The sequence below is a fragment of the Flavobacterium sp. WC2421 genome, from assembly GCF_040822115.1.
Classification (GTDB): domain Bacteria; phylum Bacteroidota; class Bacteroidia; order Flavobacteriales; family Flavobacteriaceae; genus Flavobacterium.
This window is the reverse complement of the sequence record NZ_CP162004.1, coordinates 1,113,185-1,131,398: the sequence shown is the minus strand read 5'-3', so window position 1 is coordinate 1,131,398 and position 18,214 is coordinate 1,113,185. Positions and strand designations below refer to the sequence as shown.

Annotated in this window: 16 protein-coding genes; 6 read left to right on the top strand and 10 right to left on the bottom strand. The window is 32.9% G+C overall.

Annotated elements, in window-relative coordinates; all coding sequences use genetic code 11:
• The first annotated feature begins 110 nt into the window (after nucleotides 1-110).
• Nucleotides 111-1,907: a translation elongation factor 4 gene (gene lepA / locus AB3G33_RS04775; RefSeq protein WP_367756547.1), complete on the top strand. Its 1,797-nt coding sequence runs from the start codon at nucleotides 111-113 to the stop codon at nucleotides 1,905-1,907.
• A 78-nt stretch (nucleotides 1,908-1,985) separates the two neighbouring features.
• Here the strand turns inward: lepA and AB3G33_RS04770 are convergent, their stop codons facing one another.
• Entirely contained in the window at nucleotides 1,986-2,918 is a 933-nt protein-coding gene (locus tag AB3G33_RS04770) for a 1-phosphofructokinase family hexose kinase (RefSeq protein WP_367756545.1), read from the bottom strand.
• A 131-nt stretch (nucleotides 2,919-3,049) separates the two neighbouring features.
• On the opposite strand from AB3G33_RS04770, the gene thiL reads away from it, so the two are divergent.
• Nucleotides 3,050-4,096: a thiamine-phosphate kinase gene (thiL, locus tag AB3G33_RS04765; RefSeq protein WP_367773024.1), complete on the top strand. Its 1,047-nt coding sequence runs from the start codon at nucleotides 3,050-3,052 to the stop codon at nucleotides 4,094-4,096.
• Nucleotides 4,097-4,146: 50 nt separating this feature from the next.
• Here the strand turns inward: thiL and AB3G33_RS04760 are convergent, their stop codons facing one another.
• The 5 genes from AB3G33_RS04760 to AB3G33_RS04740 all read right to left on the bottom strand — a co-directional run bounded on the left by AB3G33_RS04760 (nucleotide 4,147) and on the right by AB3G33_RS04740 (nucleotide 10,212).
• Nucleotides 4,147-4,839, bottom strand: a complete 693-nt coding sequence (locus tag AB3G33_RS04760) for a response regulator (RefSeq protein WP_367773022.1) — start codon at nucleotides 4,837-4,839, stop codon at nucleotides 4,147-4,149.
• A 2-nt stretch (nucleotides 4,840-4,841) separates the two neighbouring features.
• Complete coding sequence (locus AB3G33_RS04755) at nucleotides 4,842-6,857, bottom strand: ATP-binding protein (protein WP_367773020.1); 2,016 nt, start codon at nucleotides 6,855-6,857, stop codon at nucleotides 4,842-4,844.
• A 143-nt stretch (nucleotides 6,858-7,000) separates the two neighbouring features.
• On the bottom strand, nucleotides 7,001-7,315 hold the full coding sequence (locus AB3G33_RS04750) for a 3-oxoacyl-ACP reductase (RefSeq protein ID WP_367773018.1): 315 nt from the start codon (nucleotides 7,313-7,315) through the stop codon (nucleotides 7,001-7,003).
• Between the two features lie 177 nt (nucleotides 7,316-7,492).
• Nucleotides 7,493-8,308, bottom strand: coding sequence for a LytR/AlgR family response regulator transcription factor (locus AB3G33_RS04745; protein WP_367773016.1), 816 nt, complete (start codon nucleotides 8,306-8,308; stop codon nucleotides 7,493-7,495).
• 362 nt (nucleotides 8,309-8,670) lie between these two features.
• Nucleotides 8,671-10,212 (bottom strand): glycine--tRNA ligase, encoded by a 1,542-nt coding sequence (locus tag AB3G33_RS04740; RefSeq protein ID WP_367773014.1) that lies wholly within the window; start codon nucleotides 10,210-10,212, stop codon nucleotides 8,671-8,673.
• A gap of 97 nt (nucleotides 10,213-10,309) precedes the next feature.
• Here AB3G33_RS04740 and AB3G33_RS04735 point away from each other — a divergent pair, with 97 nt between their 5' ends.
• Nucleotides 10,310-10,993 carry a ComF family protein gene (locus tag AB3G33_RS04735; protein ID WP_367773012.1) on the top strand — a complete coding sequence of 228 codons (684 nt, stop codon included), beginning with the start codon at nucleotides 10,310-10,312 and terminating at the stop codon, nucleotides 10,991-10,993.
• A 189-nt stretch (nucleotides 10,994-11,182) separates the two neighbouring features.
• Entirely contained in the window at nucleotides 11,183-11,791 is a 609-nt protein-coding gene (locus tag AB3G33_RS04730) for a superoxide dismutase (protein WP_367773011.1), read from the top strand.
• A gap of 381 nt (nucleotides 11,792-12,172) precedes the next feature.
• On the opposite strand, the gene AB3G33_RS04725 is transcribed toward AB3G33_RS04730, so the two are convergent.
• From AB3G33_RS04725 to purN, 4 genes are all read right to left on the bottom strand, one after another.
• Nucleotides 12,173-14,071 carry an amidophosphoribosyltransferase gene (locus tag AB3G33_RS04725; protein ID WP_367773009.1) on the bottom strand — a complete coding sequence of 633 codons (1,899 nt, stop codon included), beginning with the start codon at nucleotides 14,069-14,071 and terminating at the stop codon, nucleotides 12,173-12,175.
• A 198-nt stretch (nucleotides 14,072-14,269) separates the two neighbouring features.
• On the bottom strand, nucleotides 14,270-15,193 hold the full coding sequence (locus AB3G33_RS04720; protein WP_367756525.1) for a PfkB family carbohydrate kinase: 924 nt from the start codon (nucleotides 15,191-15,193) through the stop codon (nucleotides 14,270-14,272).
• 75 nt (nucleotides 15,194-15,268) lie between these two features.
• A complete protein-coding gene (gene rnhA, locus AB3G33_RS04715) occupies nucleotides 15,269-15,754 on the bottom strand; it encodes a ribonuclease HI (protein ID WP_367773007.1) in 486 nt (161 codons plus the stop codon).
• 41 nt (nucleotides 15,755-15,795) lie between these two features.
• Nucleotides 15,796-16,359, bottom strand: a complete 564-nt coding sequence (gene purN / locus AB3G33_RS04710; protein ID WP_367773004.1) for a phosphoribosylglycinamide formyltransferase — start codon at nucleotides 16,357-16,359, stop codon at nucleotides 15,796-15,798.
• A 176-nt stretch (nucleotides 16,360-16,535) separates the two neighbouring features.
• Here purN and AB3G33_RS04705 point away from each other — a divergent pair, with 176 nt between their 5' ends.
• Entirely contained in the window at nucleotides 16,536-16,772 is a 237-nt protein-coding gene (locus AB3G33_RS04705; protein WP_007137004.1) for an acyl carrier protein, read from the top strand.
• Between the two features lie 182 nt (nucleotides 16,773-16,954).
• On the top strand, nucleotides 16,955-18,208 hold the full coding sequence (fabF, locus tag AB3G33_RS04700) for a beta-ketoacyl-ACP synthase II (protein WP_367756509.1): 1,254 nt from the start codon (nucleotides 16,955-16,957) through the stop codon (nucleotides 18,206-18,208).
• Nucleotides 18,209-18,214 lie beyond the last annotated feature (6 nt).

Genomic DNA, 18,214 nt, shown 5'->3' with positions numbered 1-18,214 from the left:
TTGCGTGAGGGGTAGCAGTGAAAATCCTTTTCCTTTTTTTTAAAGGAAAAGATTGAAACGAATAACCCGACCCTTGTGGTCACGCCCTAAAAAATTGACATAAATAGAAGATGAAACATATAAGGAATTTTTGCATTATTGCACATATTGATCACGGGAAAAGTACACTTGCTGACCGTTTACTTGGTGCTACACAAACAGTAACCGCTCGTCAAGAAAAAGCACAATTGCTTGACAACATGGACTTGGAACGCGAACGCGGGATTACCATAAAAAGTCACGCCATACAAATGGAGTATACCTACAAAGGACAAGAATACATCTTGAACTTGATTGATACTCCGGGACACGTCGATTTTTCTTATGAAGTTTCGAGATCAATCGCTGCTTGTGAAGGTGCGCTTTTGATTGTTGATGCTGCACAAAGTATTCAAGCACAAACGATTTCAAATTTGTATTTGGCTTTAGAGAATGACTTGGAAATTATTCCAGTTTTAAATAAAGTGGATTTACCGAGTGCGAACCCAGAAGAGGTAAGTGACGATATTATTGATTTACTTGGATGTAAATTGGAAGATATTATTCATGCTTCGGGAAAAACAGGTTTTGGTGTCGAAAATATTTTGGCTGCAATTATTGAGAAAATTCCACCTCCATCAGGAAATGTTGACGAACCATTACAGGCATTGATTTTCGACTCTCATTACAATCCTTTTAGAGGTATTGAAGTTATTTTCCGTGTGAAAAATGGGCAAATAAAAAAAGGTCAAAAAATTAAATTCATGGCTACTGGCAATGAATATTTTGCAGATGAGATTGGAACATTGAAACTGAACCAAGTTCCAAAACAAGTGATTTCAGCCGGTGATGTTGGGTATTTAATTTCTGGAATTAAAGAGGCGAAAGAAGTAAAAGTAGGAGATACGTTAACGGATGCTAAAAATCCAACAACAAATATAATTACTGGTTTTGAGGATGTTAAACCAATGGTTTTTGCTGGAATTTACCCTGTAGATACGGAAGATTATGAGGAGTTGAGAAACTCAATGGAGAAACTTCAGTTGAATGATGCTTCACTTGTGTTTTTGCCAGAAAGTTCGGCGGCATTAGGTTTTGGTTTCCGTTGTGGATTCTTAGGAATGTTGCACATGGAAATTATCCAGGAACGTCTAGAACGTGAGTTTAACATGACAGTAATCACTACTGTTCCCAATGTTTCGTACCATGCGTTTACTAAGAAAGATCCAACAACTGTACTTATTGTAAACAATCCTTCCGACTTGCCTGAGCCTTCTCGCTTGGACCATGTTGAAGAGCCTTTTATCAAAGCTACAATCATTACTAAAGCGGATTATGTAGGTAACGTAATGAGTTTGTGTATCGAAAAACGCGGATTGATTACCAATCAAACGTATTTGACTACAGAAAGAGTAGAGTTGACATTTGATATGCCATTAGCAGAGATTGTATTTGATTTTTATGACCGATTGAAAACAGTTTCTAAAGGATATGCTTCATTTGATTACACACCTATTGGAATGAGAACTTCCAACTTGGTAAAAGTAGATATTTTATTGAATGCTACTATTGTGGATGCTTTATCTTCCTTGATGCACGTTGATAATGCTTATTCTATTGGTAAAAAGATGTGTGAGAAATTGAAAGAATTGATTCCGCGTCAACAGTTTGACATTCCTGTTCAAGCGGCTATTGGAGTAAAAGTAATTTCTCGTGAAACCATTAAAGCTTTGCGTAAAGATGTAACTGCCAAATGTTATGGTGGAGATATTTCTCGTAAACGTAAGTTACTTGAAAAACAAAAGAAAGGTAAAAAACGTATGCGATTGGTAGGAAATGTTGAGATTCCGCAAGAAGCGTTTATGGCTGTATTGAAATTGAATGATTAAAAATTATTTTAAATTCTGAATTTTAAATTATAAATGAACCCTGATGATGTAAAAATTATCAGGGTTTTTTATAGAGCATTATTTATCCTGCAACCATACGAACAATCGTTTCGCATCTTCTAATTTAAACAGCTGTGTTCCTTCGTTCATTGTTGCTGCTGAACCGCAAGCTACTCCCCAACGAATTACTTCTTTCAAGCTTTTATTTTGAGACAATGCCCAAACCATTCCTCCTACCATACTGTCTCCAGCACCAACAGTACTTTTCTTAGCAACATTAGGAGCGGGAACATATTCATACACATCTTTAGTGACTAAAACTGCACCCTGAGGACCAAGGGAAACCACAACAATTTCGGCACCGCCTTTAGCAATGATTTTTTTTGCTGCTTCATTTACTTCTTCCATTTCGAGACGCTCCACTCCTATCAATTTTGCTAATTCTCCTACATTGGGTTTAATTAAATAAGCGCCAGTTTCTAATACTTTTTCTAAAGCTTCGCCAGCGGTATCAACAATGAGTTTTGAATTTGATTTTTTTGCGATTTCAGCCATTTTTTGGTAAAAGTCAATAGGTAACCCCTCCCTTAAACTTCCACTTAAAACGAGAAATTTAAACTCAAGTCCTTCTACAACTTGGATAATTTCATTTTTTTCAGTTTCCGTAACTGCAGTTCCAGGAAAATTAAAACGGTATTGCGAATTGGTATTATCATCAACTGCAACAAAACTTTCTCTTGTCCAATTTTTAGTTTCAATAGCTCGAAACGAAATTGACTCTTTATTTAGAATTTCTTTAATAATTTCGCCTGACGGACCGCCAGAAGCCATTACCGCTAAAGAGCTCCCTTCTAAACGAGATATCGCTTTAGAAACGTTTATTCCCCCTCCACCTGCATCATAAAGGGGTGCTTCACATCTTATTTTTTGTTCAGGAACTAATCCCGAAAAATGAGCGCTTTTATCCAAAGCGGGGTTTACTGTTAGTGTAATTATATCAAATGATTTCATTGTAAACTTTTTTAATTATTCTTAAAGATGCGAAAAAAAATTATATTCATAAAGGCAATTCTAAAATCTCTTCTACTTTATCTCATTAAAGGGTTACAACTTTGTACCTTTGCATCTTTAAAATAAAGATAATGATTGAAGATAAAAACCCGCAACGTACTAGTATAGCTCAATTAGGAGAATTTGGATTGATAGACCATTTAACAAAAAACTTTGAAATCAACCAAGCATCCACCCTAAAAGGAATTGGTGACGATGCTGCTGTTCTTGATTTCAAGGATAAAAAAGTGGTGATTTCTACCGATTTATTAATAGAAGGCGTACATTTTGATTTGGCTTACATGCCTTTGAAGCACTTGGGATATAAAGCGGTTGTAGTAAATATTTCGGATATCTGTGCAATGAATGCAAAAGCAACTCAAATCACGGTTTCTGTTGCCGTTTCTAATCGTTTCCCATTAGAAGCTTTAGAAGAATTATTTGAAGGGATTACTCATGCAGCAGCTGAGTACAAAGTAGATGTGATTGGTGGAGACACCACTTCCTCTCAAAAAGGATTAATTATAAGCATAACTGCTATTGGCGAAGCCAATGAAGATGAAATTGTTTATAGAAATGGAGCAAAACAAAGCGATTTACTAGTTGTGTCTGGTGATATTGGAGCTGCGTACATGGGACTACAAGTTTTAGAGAGAGAGAAACAAGTTTTTCAAGTAAATCCTAATTCACAACCAGATCTAGATTCTTATACTTATATAATTGAGCGTCAATTAAAACCGGAAGCCCGTAAAGACATTAGAACTTTATTACATGCTTTAGAAATAAAACCTACTTCAATGATTGATATCTCTGATGGGTTATCATCAGAAATTATGCATTTATGTAAACAATCTAAAGTGGGTTGTAATTTATATGAAGATAAACTTCCTCTTGATCCACAGTTCATCAGTGTTTGTGAAGAATTCAATATTGACAGCACCACAGTTGCCATAAATGGTGGAGAGGATTATGAATTGCTTTTCACTATTGCTATGGAAGATTTTAATAAAATAAAAGCAAATCCAAATTTCTCTATTATTGGACACATGGTTCAAGAAAGTGAAGGAATCCATTTAGTGACACGAGCAAATACTCGAATTCCTCTAAAGGCAAGAGGTTGGGATGCTATAAAAGAATAAAAAAAAAGCGACATCATTAGGTGTCGCTTTTTTTTATGTAATTTCCAATATTAAAATAACAAACCGATTTTTCTAGCTTCCCGAACCAATTCGATATCACTTCCATCAGTTACTTTTAATAATTCCTTGAGATTTAATTTTCGCGCTTCAATTGCGTTTAACGAAATTGGAATGTATTGAGGAATGTCTTTTGCTTTAGTTCCTTTTGACAAATGGAAAAGAATTTGCTTATCAAATAAATCTATTTCGATGTCATTTTCATGCGATTCTAACATCTCTAAAACAGATTTACTGTAATAAAATTCATTTTTGATCACTTTATCAAAAGCAAATAAAAGTTCATCAAAGGTTAAATCATTTTTAATTACTAACCCATTTGGATTTATATTACTTATGATTGTTTTAATTTTTAAAAACTCAGTAAACATAGTCAACAAAATTATTTTACAATTTGGCATGTTCTCTAAAATCAATTTTGCCAAATCCTCACCCGAATAAAGATTTTGTTCTTCATACGAAGGCATACTGATATCTAAAAAAGCGATATCAAAAATAGCCGATTCAGGATTAGTAATAACATGATAAGCTGACTCACAATCTTTTGCCTCTGTTATAAAAAACTCATAATTATCAGCATCATACCTAGTTATAGCATTTTTATATCCCTGTATAATGAACGGATGATCGTCAACTATTAATATGTTTTTTTTTACTTTTAGCATTAAAGTAGATTCGGTTGTCATTTCTATGATGGTATTTGTATTTGTTCTAATGGAACTATAACAGTAATAATTACGCCTTCTCCTTTTTTGGATTTTACATTAAATATCCCATTACATTCTTTAGTTCGAGATAACATATTTTGCATTCCAATTCCCTTTTTTTTAACTCTGGCATTAAATCCAATGCCATCATCTGTTACCGTTAATACTAAATTATCGCCTTGTTTTCTCAGCTCAATATTAATATTTTCAGCGTTGGCATATTTATTAATATTTTGAAGTGATTCCTGAATGATTCTATATAAATTGATTTTTACAGCATTTACTAATAATTCCCATTTAATGTTTCTATCAATATTAGAAATCAATCTGGGCTTAAAAGTATTACGCTGTTTTTCAAATAAATTATCAACAATTGCTACGAAGTTATTAATTAATTCCGATTTTTCTCTATTTAAGTCATGAGAAATTTCACGAATATCCTGCTCAATATTTTTTAATTCCGATAAATAACTAATTCTTTGTTCAATAGCCATATCATCATTAAACCTATTTAGACCATCTAAATTCATTCGCACCCCAAACATTCTCCCTAAAACCCCATCATGTAATTCTTGAGCAACGCGTTTTTTCTCTTTTACCCTGTTGGTCTCAATCGTATTTTGCTGCGAGATCATTAAGTTATAAATATCCTCATTTGCTTTTTGTTGCTGTTGTTTGTACAACAATTCTCTATTCTTGGTTTTTTGCGCTTTGATGATATATAAAAACAATCCTAAAATGGTGATGAAACTAAAAACATAAACTAAATTCCTGTTTTGATCGGCTAAACTACTGTTTTCATCTTTAATCCTGTCTGTTTCATATTCAATACGAGAAAATTTATCTCCCATACTGCGCTCTTCTTTTTGCATTTCTTCATTAATATGAATGTATTCTTTAGAATAAACGGATGACTTTTCTGGCTCAATTAAGGACAATTGTTTAAGAGCAACTAATATATCACGAGAAACATTAGTACTACGAGCTAACAAAAGTGCTTCTTTAGAATATTCTATTGCTCTAACGGTATCCATTTTAGAAGCAAAATATTCGGACAAATGTATTTTATTAATAAATATTCCAGAGGTAAGTTTTAGATTTTCTCTCATTTTCAACGATTGATAAAATAATTCTGGAAGATTATCTGTTTCGTTAAGTTTAAATTTAGAGTAGGCTAAATTATCCGATAAAACAGCAAATAAAGCAGGTTTAAACTTAAGTAAGTCTTTTTGTTCTAATCCATTTTGAAAAAATTTTTTCGCCATTAAAAATTTTTGAGAATTTAAATATAAAAAACCAATATTATTTAACGAACTGGCTTTTGATTGAAATTCTCCGGGAATCGACTGATCTTCACTAATTGCTAATGCTTTATTGGAATAGATCATCGCATTATCAAATTCGCCAAGCTCATTGTAGATAAGCCCCAAAAGATTATAAGCATCATACAAAATATTATTGACTTGCTTTTCATCTTTAATTTTTCTCAACACATTAAAAACTGAATTTTGTGAACCTAAAAAATCACCTATCCTATATTGTAAGTTCGCTTTATTGATTAGTATTTTACTTAAAACCAAATTATCACGAGGCTGAACATACATTTTTTCGGCTTTATAATAAAACATAAAAGCACTGTCAGAAATTGCTTGAGAATCATAATAATCTCCCAAATAGGTATAAGCTTTAATTAAATGTAGAGTATCTTTAGCATTTTCTGATTGCTTTAAAACCAAATGGACTGTTTTATTAAATTCTTTCCAATTGTTTATGTTGTAATATCGGTTGGCAACTTTAAATAAATTTACTCTATTAAGAGAATCATCCTTTTGATTTACAACAATATTAAATGCTTTTTCAGTAAACAATAACCTCTTCTCTTTGGCCATACTAAAATCATTGGCTAATGAAAAATAAGTGGATAGACTATCCTCTGATGAAGTTACTAGAGTATTTTCTTTTTTCTTTTTGGAACAACCCAAAAAAAATAAGAACAAAAATAAAAAAAGATATATGAGTGCTTTATTTTTCAAAAGTTGAATAAGAATTTCATCAAAAATAGTAAAATAAAGCAATTAACATAAAAAAAGGCTATCAAATAATTGATAGCCTAAGTATATTTTCTGATATAGATTTAAATTTAATCTAATTTTACATTTCCTGCTGAAGTAGAACCTCCGCCTATAATATCTAATTTTACATTTCCTGCTGAAGTAGAACCTCCGCCTATAATATCTAATTTTACATTTCCTGCTGAAGTAGAACCTCCCCCTATAATATCTAATTTTACGTTTCCTGCTGAAGTAGAACCTCCGCCTATAATATCTAATTTTACGTTTCCTGCTGAAGTAGAACCTCCGCCTATGATGTTTACATTATTTGTTTCTGGTGTAGTAAATGAAGTTAATACCATTACTAAAGAGAATAAAGCGATTGTTAAGATTGATTTTTTCATAATTTGGGGATTTTATGTTTTTAAAATTTTTTACTTGTTTAATGACCTGCATATCAGCAGTATCACGATGTAAAAATACACAGGACATCCCATTTTTTCTTACAAAAAAGAGTCTCAATGGTAGAATGCTATCGTCTGATAGTGAATGATAGTCAAATTAGGGTGAATGACTATTTTTTAAATTTCAAGGTAATTCCCGTTAGAAATTTCAGAGATAATAAGGTCAATATTTACCTTATATGTTTTAGAAAACGGAAGTTTTGTAGTCGTGTTTTTAATATAACACAATGAATTACCCGTATGTATCCTTGAAATGTAGTGGCTGTTAACAATATAACTGTTATGGATTCTTGTAAAAGGATAGGTTAACACCCCTTCAAAATGCTTTAACGTTTTGAAAGCGGTGACCATCTCTCCGTTATTTAAGTGTATATCAGTAGAGTTATTATCCGCTTGTAAATAACAAATATCTCTAGCATCAATATACCTGTAATCACCATAAGACTTAATACACAATATGAGAGGGTCTTCCTTACTAGTCGATTCATGCTGAACAAAAACGGTTGGTCGCTCTTCAGTAGAAACTGTTGGCTTCAAAATTTGAACTTCAGCTTCAGTATTTGATTTGTTTAATTTTAAAATAAATTTCACAAAATCAATACGCGCTAAAGGTTTTAAAAGATAATCAGTTACGCCATATTGTATTGCTTCAAAAGCAAAGTCTTTTTTAGAAGTGGTAACAATAATTTTTGGAATTACTTTTAAGTATCGGTGCAACTCATTAATAAGCAATAAGGATAAATTGCTTTTTTTATTTACCGGGTCTATTTCAAGAAAGACTAAGTCTGGCGTGTTTTCTAATATAAGATTTAGACCATCTTCATAGTTATGAGCTGTAGCTACAAAAACCAGCTCCGAAAAACTATCAGCCATGGCTTTTGTTTTCAAAACACTTTCTTGATTGTCGTCAATAATAATGTACGAATAGTTCATCTATAGCTTTTCCTAAATTATAGGCATAGTAACACACACTCTATAGTAGAGAATACATCATAAACAATAGCTTGATTATAGTAGTTTTGGGAAACTATATTAAATAAAATTATCGATTTTTACTTCAGAAATTGTTATTTAACATTTTAAAAATACATGTTTACAGCATTTTAACTCTCTAATGTTAACATATTTTAAATAAATGTTAATACATTTTGATGAACTGCAAATAAATCCGATAAAGAGCATATTCAGTAGAATTGAAAGAAAACAAACAATGGCTTTTTTTACTTTTTATTTATAACGCATAAAAAAAGCTTCCCAATAGGAAAGCTTTTTTTATGCAGCTGTAATTAGTGTCACTATATCTTCATTAACCAGTTTTTCATCGAAACTTCATTTTCAATGATTCCTTTCAAATCCGATATTTTAACACGATCTTGTTTCATGGTGTCTCTATGACGAATCGTTACCGTTTCATCTTCGATTGTCTGGTGATCAACAGTAATACAAAATGGCGTACCTAATGCATCTTGTCTTCTATAACGACGACCTACTGCATCTTTTTCATCATAAGTTACTTGGAAATCCCACTTTAGATCATCTATAATTTTATGAGCAATTTCTGGCAAGCCATCTTTTTTAACTAAAGGTAAAACCGCTGCTTTTGTAGGCGCTAAAACAGATGGTAATTTCAAGACCGTTCTAGTTGATCCATCCTCTAAAACTTCTTCTTTTAATGAAGTTGCAAAAACCGCTAAAAACATTCTATCCAATCCCACCGAGGTTTCCACCACATAAGGGACGTAGTTTTTATTCAATTCAGCATCAAAATACTGTAATTTTCTACCTGAGAATTGTTCGTGTGCTTTTAAGTCGAAGTCGGTACGAGAATGAATTCCTTCTAATTCTTTGAAACCAAAAGGAAAATTAAATTCGATATCAGCCGCTGCATTTGCATAATGAGCTAATTTTTCATGATCATGAAAACGATAATTTTCTTTTCCTAAACCTAAAGACAAATGCCATTTTAAACGCGCATCTTTCCAAAACTCATAATGCTGCATTTCGTCTCCAGGGCGCACAAAGAATTGCATTTCCATTTGTTCAAATTCACGCATGCGGAAAATAAATTGTCTAGCAACAATTTCATTTCTAAATGCCTTTCCAGTTTGTGCAATTCCAAAAGGAACTTTCATTCTACCTGATTTTTGAACATTCAAGAAATTCACAAAAATACCTTGAGCCGTTTCTGGACGTAAATACAAGTCCATAGCTGTATCTGCTGATGCGCCTAATTTAGTACCAAACATCAAATTAAACTGACGCACTTCGGTCCAATTTCGAGAACCTGATTCTGGACATGCAATCTCTAACTCTTCAATTAAAGCTTTCACATCTTCTAGATCTTCATTTCCTAAAGAGCGTCCCAATCGTTCCAGAATTTCTCTCTCTTTAGTTTTGTATTCAACAACTCTCGGATTTGTACCTACAAATTCTTCTTCATTGAATGCATCACCAAAACGAACTTTTGCTTTTTCGACTTCTTTAATTGCTTTTACATTCAGCTTTTCAGCATAATCTTCAATTAAAACATCAGCTCTATATCTTCTTTTTGAATCTTTATTATCAATTAATGGGTCATTAAAAGCGTCCACGTGTCCTGATGCTTTCCATGTCGTTGGATGCATTAATATTGACGCATCTAATCCCACAATGTTATCATTCATCTGAACCATTGATTTCCACCAATATTCACGTATGTTCTTTTTTAATTCCACTCCGTTTTGTGCATAATCATAAACTGCACTTAAACCATCGTATATTTCGCTAGACGGAAAAATAAATCCGTATTCTTTTGCATGCGAAATTACATTCTTAAATATATCTTCTTGTTTTGCCATAGTAATGCAAAAATATAAAAAGTCAACTTAAAAAAAAGAAAATTGATGAAGATTGAAGCATTGATTTTCATATTTTTATAAATAAATTACTATTTGTATGTTCAAAAACATTATAAACCTATTCTTTCCTAAGGCGTGTGCTGGTTGTGATTCTTTATTAGTTGCCAATGAAAATACAATTTGTACCCTTTGTAGACATCATATCCCTTTAACAAACCATCATTTGAACCCCGAAAATGAAGCTTTTAAAAAATTCTATGGTAGAATTCCGATTGAATATGCGTCGGCTCATCTCTATTTTCATAAAAAAGGAATCGTACAAGAAATAATTCATAAATTAAAATACAAAGGACAAGAAGAAATAGGTACTGTATTAGGGAATTGGTATGCCGATGATTTAAAAAAGATTACTATCCTACAAACTGCAGATATAATTATTCCAGTTCCGTTACATAAAAAGAAGCTTCGTGAAAGAGGCTATAATCAAGTCACCACTTTTGGGCTAGCATTATCTAACGAACTAAATATAGCGTATAACGACTCCATTTTAATTCGAAAAGTCTATTCCAAAACACAATCCAAGAAAAACCTTCTAGGTAGAACAGAAGGAATTGAATCTGTATTTGATGTATCAACTATAGAAAAATATCATAACAAGCATTTTATACTAATAGATGATGTTATAACAACTGGCGCAACACTTGAAGCATGTTCACGTGCATTGCTGAAAATTCCTGGTGCAAAAATCAGTATTGTTTGCATAGCAATGGCACAATCTTAAAATCGAATCAAATACCCAACTAATGTATTTAAATAATATCCATTTTCTTAGGAAAAATAAACACAAAAAAAACACATATCTTCTTGGTAATAGATTTTTTTAATGAAATTATAACTAAATAGAATTTCCAATTCCAAAGTTAAATGTTTAAATTTGAATAAATTTTATAAATCATTAAACAAATATATCATGGCTTTTGAATTACCTCAGTTACCTTATGCATACGATGCATTAGAACCTAATATTGATGCACGCACTATGGAAATCCACCATTCAAAGCATCATAACGCATATACGACCAACCTTAATGCTGCTATAGCAGGTACAGATATGGAAGGTAAAACAATCGATAACATTCTAATTAATCTTGATATGAAAAACGCTGCTGTACGTAATAACGGTGGAGGATTTTATAATCATAACTTGTTCTGGACTGTAATGTCACCAAATGGCGGTGGACTTCCAACAGGAGATTTACTTGCTGCAATTGAAGCTGCTTTTGGATCTTTTGAGGAATTTAAAGCTAAATTCAGCAAAGCAGGCGCAACACAATTTGGTTCAGGATGGGCTTGGTTATGTGTTCATAAAGGAGGTAAGTTAGATGTTTGCGGAACTCCTAATCAAGACAATCCTTTAATGCCAGGAATTGGTTGTGGAGGAACACCAATTTTAGGAATGGATGTCTGGGAACATGCTTATTATTTACATTACCAAAACAGAAGACCTGATTATATTGAAGCTTTTTTCAATGTTATCAATTGGACTGAAGTTTCAAGAAGATATGCTTCTGAAAAATAGTTTTTTCACAAGAACATAAAATAAATAGTATCAAGAATAGACAAATGACTAGAAAGTTGTTTGTCTATTTTTTTTGCTCTAAACCCACTTTTTTCTCGTTATTGAAGAACTTTATTCCAATAAAAAAAGACGAACAAACTAATTAGCTTACTCGTCTTTATTCTATGTCCGATTCTCTTTCTTCTTTTTTCTGTTTTTCTTTTTCAGAAACTTTAATCCAATAAAAAAGGTGGAATTCCTTCCACCTTTTTTGCCCCAAATCTACCATAAACTTAACCTACTAATGTTATGGTGATTCAAATTTATACTAGTTGCTTCATCAATCCAAATATTTAAGACAAACAACTCATAAAACCGATAAATTACCTGTTTTAACAATTCTTAATATGCTCTTGCATCTTTTCCTTCGTAAAAATTCATAAATGCCCTATTTACTACTCTATTCCCTCCAGGAGTTGGATAATCCCCTGTAAAATACCAATCCCCTAAATTTTTAGGACATGCTATATGTAAATCTTCAACTGTTTGAAAAATAATTTTAACTTCAGCTTTGATTTCAGGTGAGCTTAACATCTCTGAAATTTTATCTGAAACTTCTTGTGGCTGAAAAGGTGCATAAATCTCAGTTACATAATTCACAACCTCAGTGTCTACAAAGTTTTCTTGCGCTTTACATTTAGCATATACTTCATCAACAATATGATATAAGTTTCTTTCTTTCAATAACTCCAAAGCTGCTTTAAAGGCAACTAATCCTTCTAATTTAGCCATGTCAATTCCATAACAATCAGGAAAACGAATCTGAGGTGCCGATGAAACTACAACAATCCTCTTTGGATTTAAACGATCCATCATTTTTATGATACTCATTTTCAATGTAGTTCCCCTTACAATACTGTCATCAATAATAACTAAATTATCAGTTGGCTTAATAACACCATAAGTAACATCATATACATGTGCCACTAAATCATCACGACTACTATCTTCAGTGATAAAAGTTCTAAGTTTTGCATCTTTAATAGCTACTTTTTCTGTGCGGATTTTTACTTTAAGAAGCTCTTGTAAAGTCTCTTTAGTTAGTGTATTTCTATTTTCTAAAATAAAATTATTCTTACGTTGATTCAAGAAATCCTGAGCCGCTTCCACTAAACCATAGAACGAAGTCTCGGCCGTATTTGGAATATAGGAGAAAACTGTGTTGTCAGTATCCTCATCAATAGCTTCAAGAACAGCAGGCAATATCAATCTCCCTAAGTTTTTTCTTTCTTGGTATATTTCGGCATCACTTCCTCTAGAAAAATAAATTCTTTCAAATGAGCATGCTTTTTTTACTGTTGGAACTAGAATTTCTTCCATTGTAACAGTACCGTTTTTCTTGATTATTAATGCATTTCCAGGCTCAATTTCTTGCACTTTTTCGAAAGGAACATTAAAAACGGTTTGTATAACCGGTCTTTCAGAAGCGACAACAACAACTTCGTCATCTTGATAAAAATAAGCTGGACGAATTCCTGCAGGGTCTCTAAACACAAATGAGTCACCATGTCCTAAAAGTCCTGCCATAGCATATCCTCCATCTAAGTTTTTAGAGGAACGTCTTAAAATTTTAGCGATATCTAATCGCTCTGCAATTACAGGTGACGCTTCTCTTTTTGACAAACCTTCTTCTTTACAATCTTGATACAATTGCATCACTTCCTTATCTAGAAAATGACCGATTTTTTCCATAATTGTAACCGTATCCGCCATTTCTTTTGGATGTTGCCCTAATTCAACTAAGTTCTCAAAAAGCTCCTTAACATTAGTCATGTTAAAGTTTCCTGCCAAAATTAAATTTCGATGCATCCAATTACTTTGACGTAAAAAAGGATGTACACTTTCAATACTGTTTTTTCCAAAAGTTCCATAACGAACATGTCCTAAAAACAATTCCCCCAAATAGGGAATGTTTTCTTTTTGAAGCGCTACGTTATCAGCATATTCAGGATGAGAAGACATCTCCTCATTTATTCTATCATTTATTTGAGCAAAGACGTCTTGGATTGGTTGCGCATTATTGGATCGTACGCGGCTAATGTAACGCTCCCCTGGATTAACATCCATTTTTATGCTTGCAAAACCAGCACCATCTTGACCTCGATTGTGCTGCTTTTCCATAAGGAGATACATTTTTTGTATTCCGTAAAAAGCAGTACCATATTTTTCTTTGTAAAATTCAAGCGGTTTAAGTAGTCTAACTAAGGCTATTCCACATTCGTGTTGTAAAGCATCGCTCATTGTGTAGTTGTTTGTTGTGTTTATTTTTATACTATTAAACTCACTTTCGTAATCTTTAATATTTTATGTTTTGAAATTACAAAATTCCGACTTTTTTTGTTCTCCGTCTCTTAACCTAGCTTAAGAAAAACTTCTTTTAACTGGATAATCCTTACTTTTTATTTTGAACAAAAAAACCCCGTTTCCGAGGTTTGAATGTTATAATTCTATATCAAATTGTGTTAACGATTTAAATTGTTTCAATCTTGAAATCACTTCATTTTTATCTAAATCAACCATTCGCTCTGTACCAAATTTCTCCACACAGAAAGAAGCTAAATTAGATCCATAGATAATGGCATTTTTCATATTCTCAAAAGATACATTTTCACTTTGAGTAATAAACCCTGCAAATCCACCTGCAAATGTATCCCCTGCTCCTGTAGGGTCAAATACTTCTTCTAATGGCAAGGCGGGCGCAAAGAAAACTTGTTTATCATGAAATAATAATGCACCATGCTCCCCTTTTTTAATTACAACATACTTTGGTCCCATTGCTTGAATTTTGGCTGCAGCCTTAACTAAAGAATATTCTCCAGAAAGTTGTCTTGCTTCTTCATCATTAATCGTAATCACATCAACGCGTTTTATCACATCAAGCAATTCAGGTAATGCACAATCCATCCAAAAATTCATTGTATCTAAAACAACTAACTTAGGCTTGGTTTCCATTTGGTCCAAAACACTACTTTGTACTAACGGATGTAAATTTCCAAGCATTACTACATCAGCATTTTTATAATTTTCAGGTACTTTGGGTTGAAAATCAGCCAATACATTTAACTGCGTATCTAAAGTATCTCTAGAATTCAAATCGTTATGGTAGCGCCCACTCCAAAAGAATGTCTTACCTCCCTTAACTACTTCAAGACCAGAAATATCAATATTTCTTTCGGTCAATAAATCTAAATATTCTTGTGGAAAATCATCCCCAACCACAGAAACTATGGCAGATTGTAAATTAAAAAAAGCAGCCGATAGACCAATATAAGTTCCAGCTCCACCTAAAATTTTATCTGTTTTACCAAAAGGAGTTTCAATAGCGTCGAAAGCAACAGTTCCAACAATCAATAATTTGTTCATTTTATGAATTTCGAATTAAGGCGCAAAGATAGTTTATAAGTTTCAGAGTTGCAAAGGTTGAAACTCGCAAAATTTTCATAAAACTTTACCTTCTTCTTTCTCATAAAAAGTATCAACCGAAACCTCTTTTTGCACGGAAGCCATAACAGCAAGTTCATCACATCTTTCATTCTGAGGATGATTATTATGCCCTTTAATCCACTTAAAATCAACCTGGTGTTTTCTATAGATAATTAGGAGCCGTTTCCATAAATCGGAGTTTTTTCTGTCAACGAATTTCTTTTTCTCCCAGCCAAACACCCATTTTTTAACAACAGAATCTACTACATATTTCGAATCCGACACCACTAACACTTTTGTATTGGGATTTTTCAATTTTTCTAATCCTACAATTACCGCCAAAAGCTCCATTCTATTATTAGTAGTTCGTCTAAAACCTTCGTAAAATTCTTTTCTATACGTCTTACCCTCCACAACGCTTTCCATGACTACACCGTAGCCTCCTTTTCCAGGGTTTCCTTTTGCAGCACCATCAGTATATATATGTACTTCGTAGTCCATTTATTGAATTTTAATTTATCTAGCGATAAAAATGTATTGTTTTATTTTTTCAAAAGACCCCCTATAACTTCTGGGAAATACCTTTGCTCTAGATCGTGTATTTTTTCGGCAACAATTTCTGATGTATCCGTACCTAAAACAGTCACTTTCTTTTGAAATATAATCCCTCCTTCATCATAATGTTCATTAACATAATGAATCGTAATTCCAGTTTCTGATTCTCTATTTTCAACCACCGCTCTATGCACATTCATACCATACATTCCTTTTCCTCCATATTTAGGTAATAATGCAGGATGAATATTAATGATTTTATTGGGGTAAGCATGGATAATATTCTCGGGGAATTTCAATAGAAATCCGGCAAGAACGATCAAATCAGGTTGAATTGCCTTAATTTTTTGTAGTACTTTACCTTCAAATAGATCGTCTTTAGAAAAAACTTCCGTCGGAACTTCGTGTTTACTTGCACGCTCAATAACCATTGCCTTAGAATTGTTTGTAAACACTGCAACAACAGTCCCACTTTCATTTTCCTTAAAGTACTTTATGATATTTTCAGCATTAGTACCCGATCCGGAAGCGAAAACAACTATTTTTTTCATAATCAACACAATTTTAGTAACGCAAAAAAAGGAATAAAAAATGAAAATAAATAACATTGAGAAGCCTTTGTTTTAATTTATTTTATAATTTAGTTGACACATTTATTAACTTATTGGTTGTTTTAAAATAAAGTTTTTTATTTTTGCCAACAAATTAAATTCTAAAATTAAAGATTATGTCAGACATTGCATCAAGAGTAAAAGCGATTATCGTAGACAAATTAGGCGTTGACGAAAACGAAGTTGTAACAGAAGCAAGCTTCACTAATGATTTAGGAGCTGACTCATTAGACACTGTTGAGCTTATTATGGAATTCGAAAAAGAATTTGACATTCAAATTCCAGACGATCAAGCAGAAAACATTGCTACTGTTGGTCAAGCTATTTCTTACATCGAAGAAGCTAAAAAATAATAAACACACACTCGCTTGCAACTTTTGTAAGCGGGTGTTATTATTTTTTTAAATATGAAATTCGGGATTGAAGTTCAATCCAAAAGATATTTATAATCTAATACCCACGGCTTTTTTGTAATAACAATACAGTAAAGAAAGCGTGGGTTTTATTTGTTTAAAGATAACAAAATACATAAGTTATGGTATTAAAGCGAGTTGTTGTAACAGGTTTAGGTGCTCTTACTCCTATAGGAAATAATATTCAAGAATATTGGAACGCCCTTATTAACGGTGTTAGTGGCGCAGCTCCAATTACTTATTTTGACGCTACAAAATTCAAAACACAGTTTGCTTGCGAATTGAAAAATTTTAATGTCGAAGATTTTCTAGACAGAAAAGAAGCAAGAAAAATGGATCGTTATGCACAATATGCAATGGTTTCATCTGAAGAAGCAGTTCGTGACGCAGGGTTTGATTTTGAAAAATTAGACAAAGACAGAGCGGGTGTAATATGGGGTTCTGGAATTGGAGGACTTGAAACATTTCAAATCGAAATGTTGAACTTCGCCGCTGGCGACGGTACACCAAAATTCAATCCTTTCTTTATACCAAAAATGATTTCAGATATTGCCAGTGGTCATATCTCCATTAAATATGGTTTTAGAGGTCCAAACTTTGCAACCGTTTCAGCTTGTGCTTCTTCTACAAACGCCATTATTGACGCTTTTAACTATATTAGACTAGGACATGCAGATGTCATGGTAACTGGTGGATCTGAGGCCGCAGTAACAATTGCTGGTATGGGTGGATTTAATGCCATGCATGCACTATCAACAAGAAATGATGATCCAAAAACTGCTTCAAGACCAATGGATAAAGACCGAGATGGCTTTGTACTTGGAGAAGGTGCTGGAGCTTTAATTCTTGAAGAATACGAACACGCAATCGCTAGAGGTGCAAACATATATTGCGAAATAGGTGGAGGCGGTATGTCTGCAGATGCACATCACATTACAGCTCCACATCCTGAAGGATTAGGTGCTAAAAATGTAATGTTAAATTGCTTAAGAGATGCTGGATTGAAGCCTACAGATGTAGATGGAGTAAATATGCACGGAACTTCAACTCCATTAGGAGATTTAGCCGAATCAAAAGCAATTGAGCATGTTTTTGGCGATCATGCATACACCATGAATTTGAATTCAACAAAATCAATGACTGGTCACCTTCTAGGTGCCGCTGGTGCTGTTGAAACCATATCTTCAATTCTCTCCATGAAACACGGATTAGTTCCTCCAACAATAAATCATTTTACAGATGATGAAAATATTGACCCTAAATTAAACTTTACTTTTAATGTAGCTCAAAAAAGAGACATGAAAGTGGTTATGAGTAATACTTTTGGATTTGGTGGACACAACGCATGCGTATTAGTAAAAAAATTAGACTTGTAACCAACC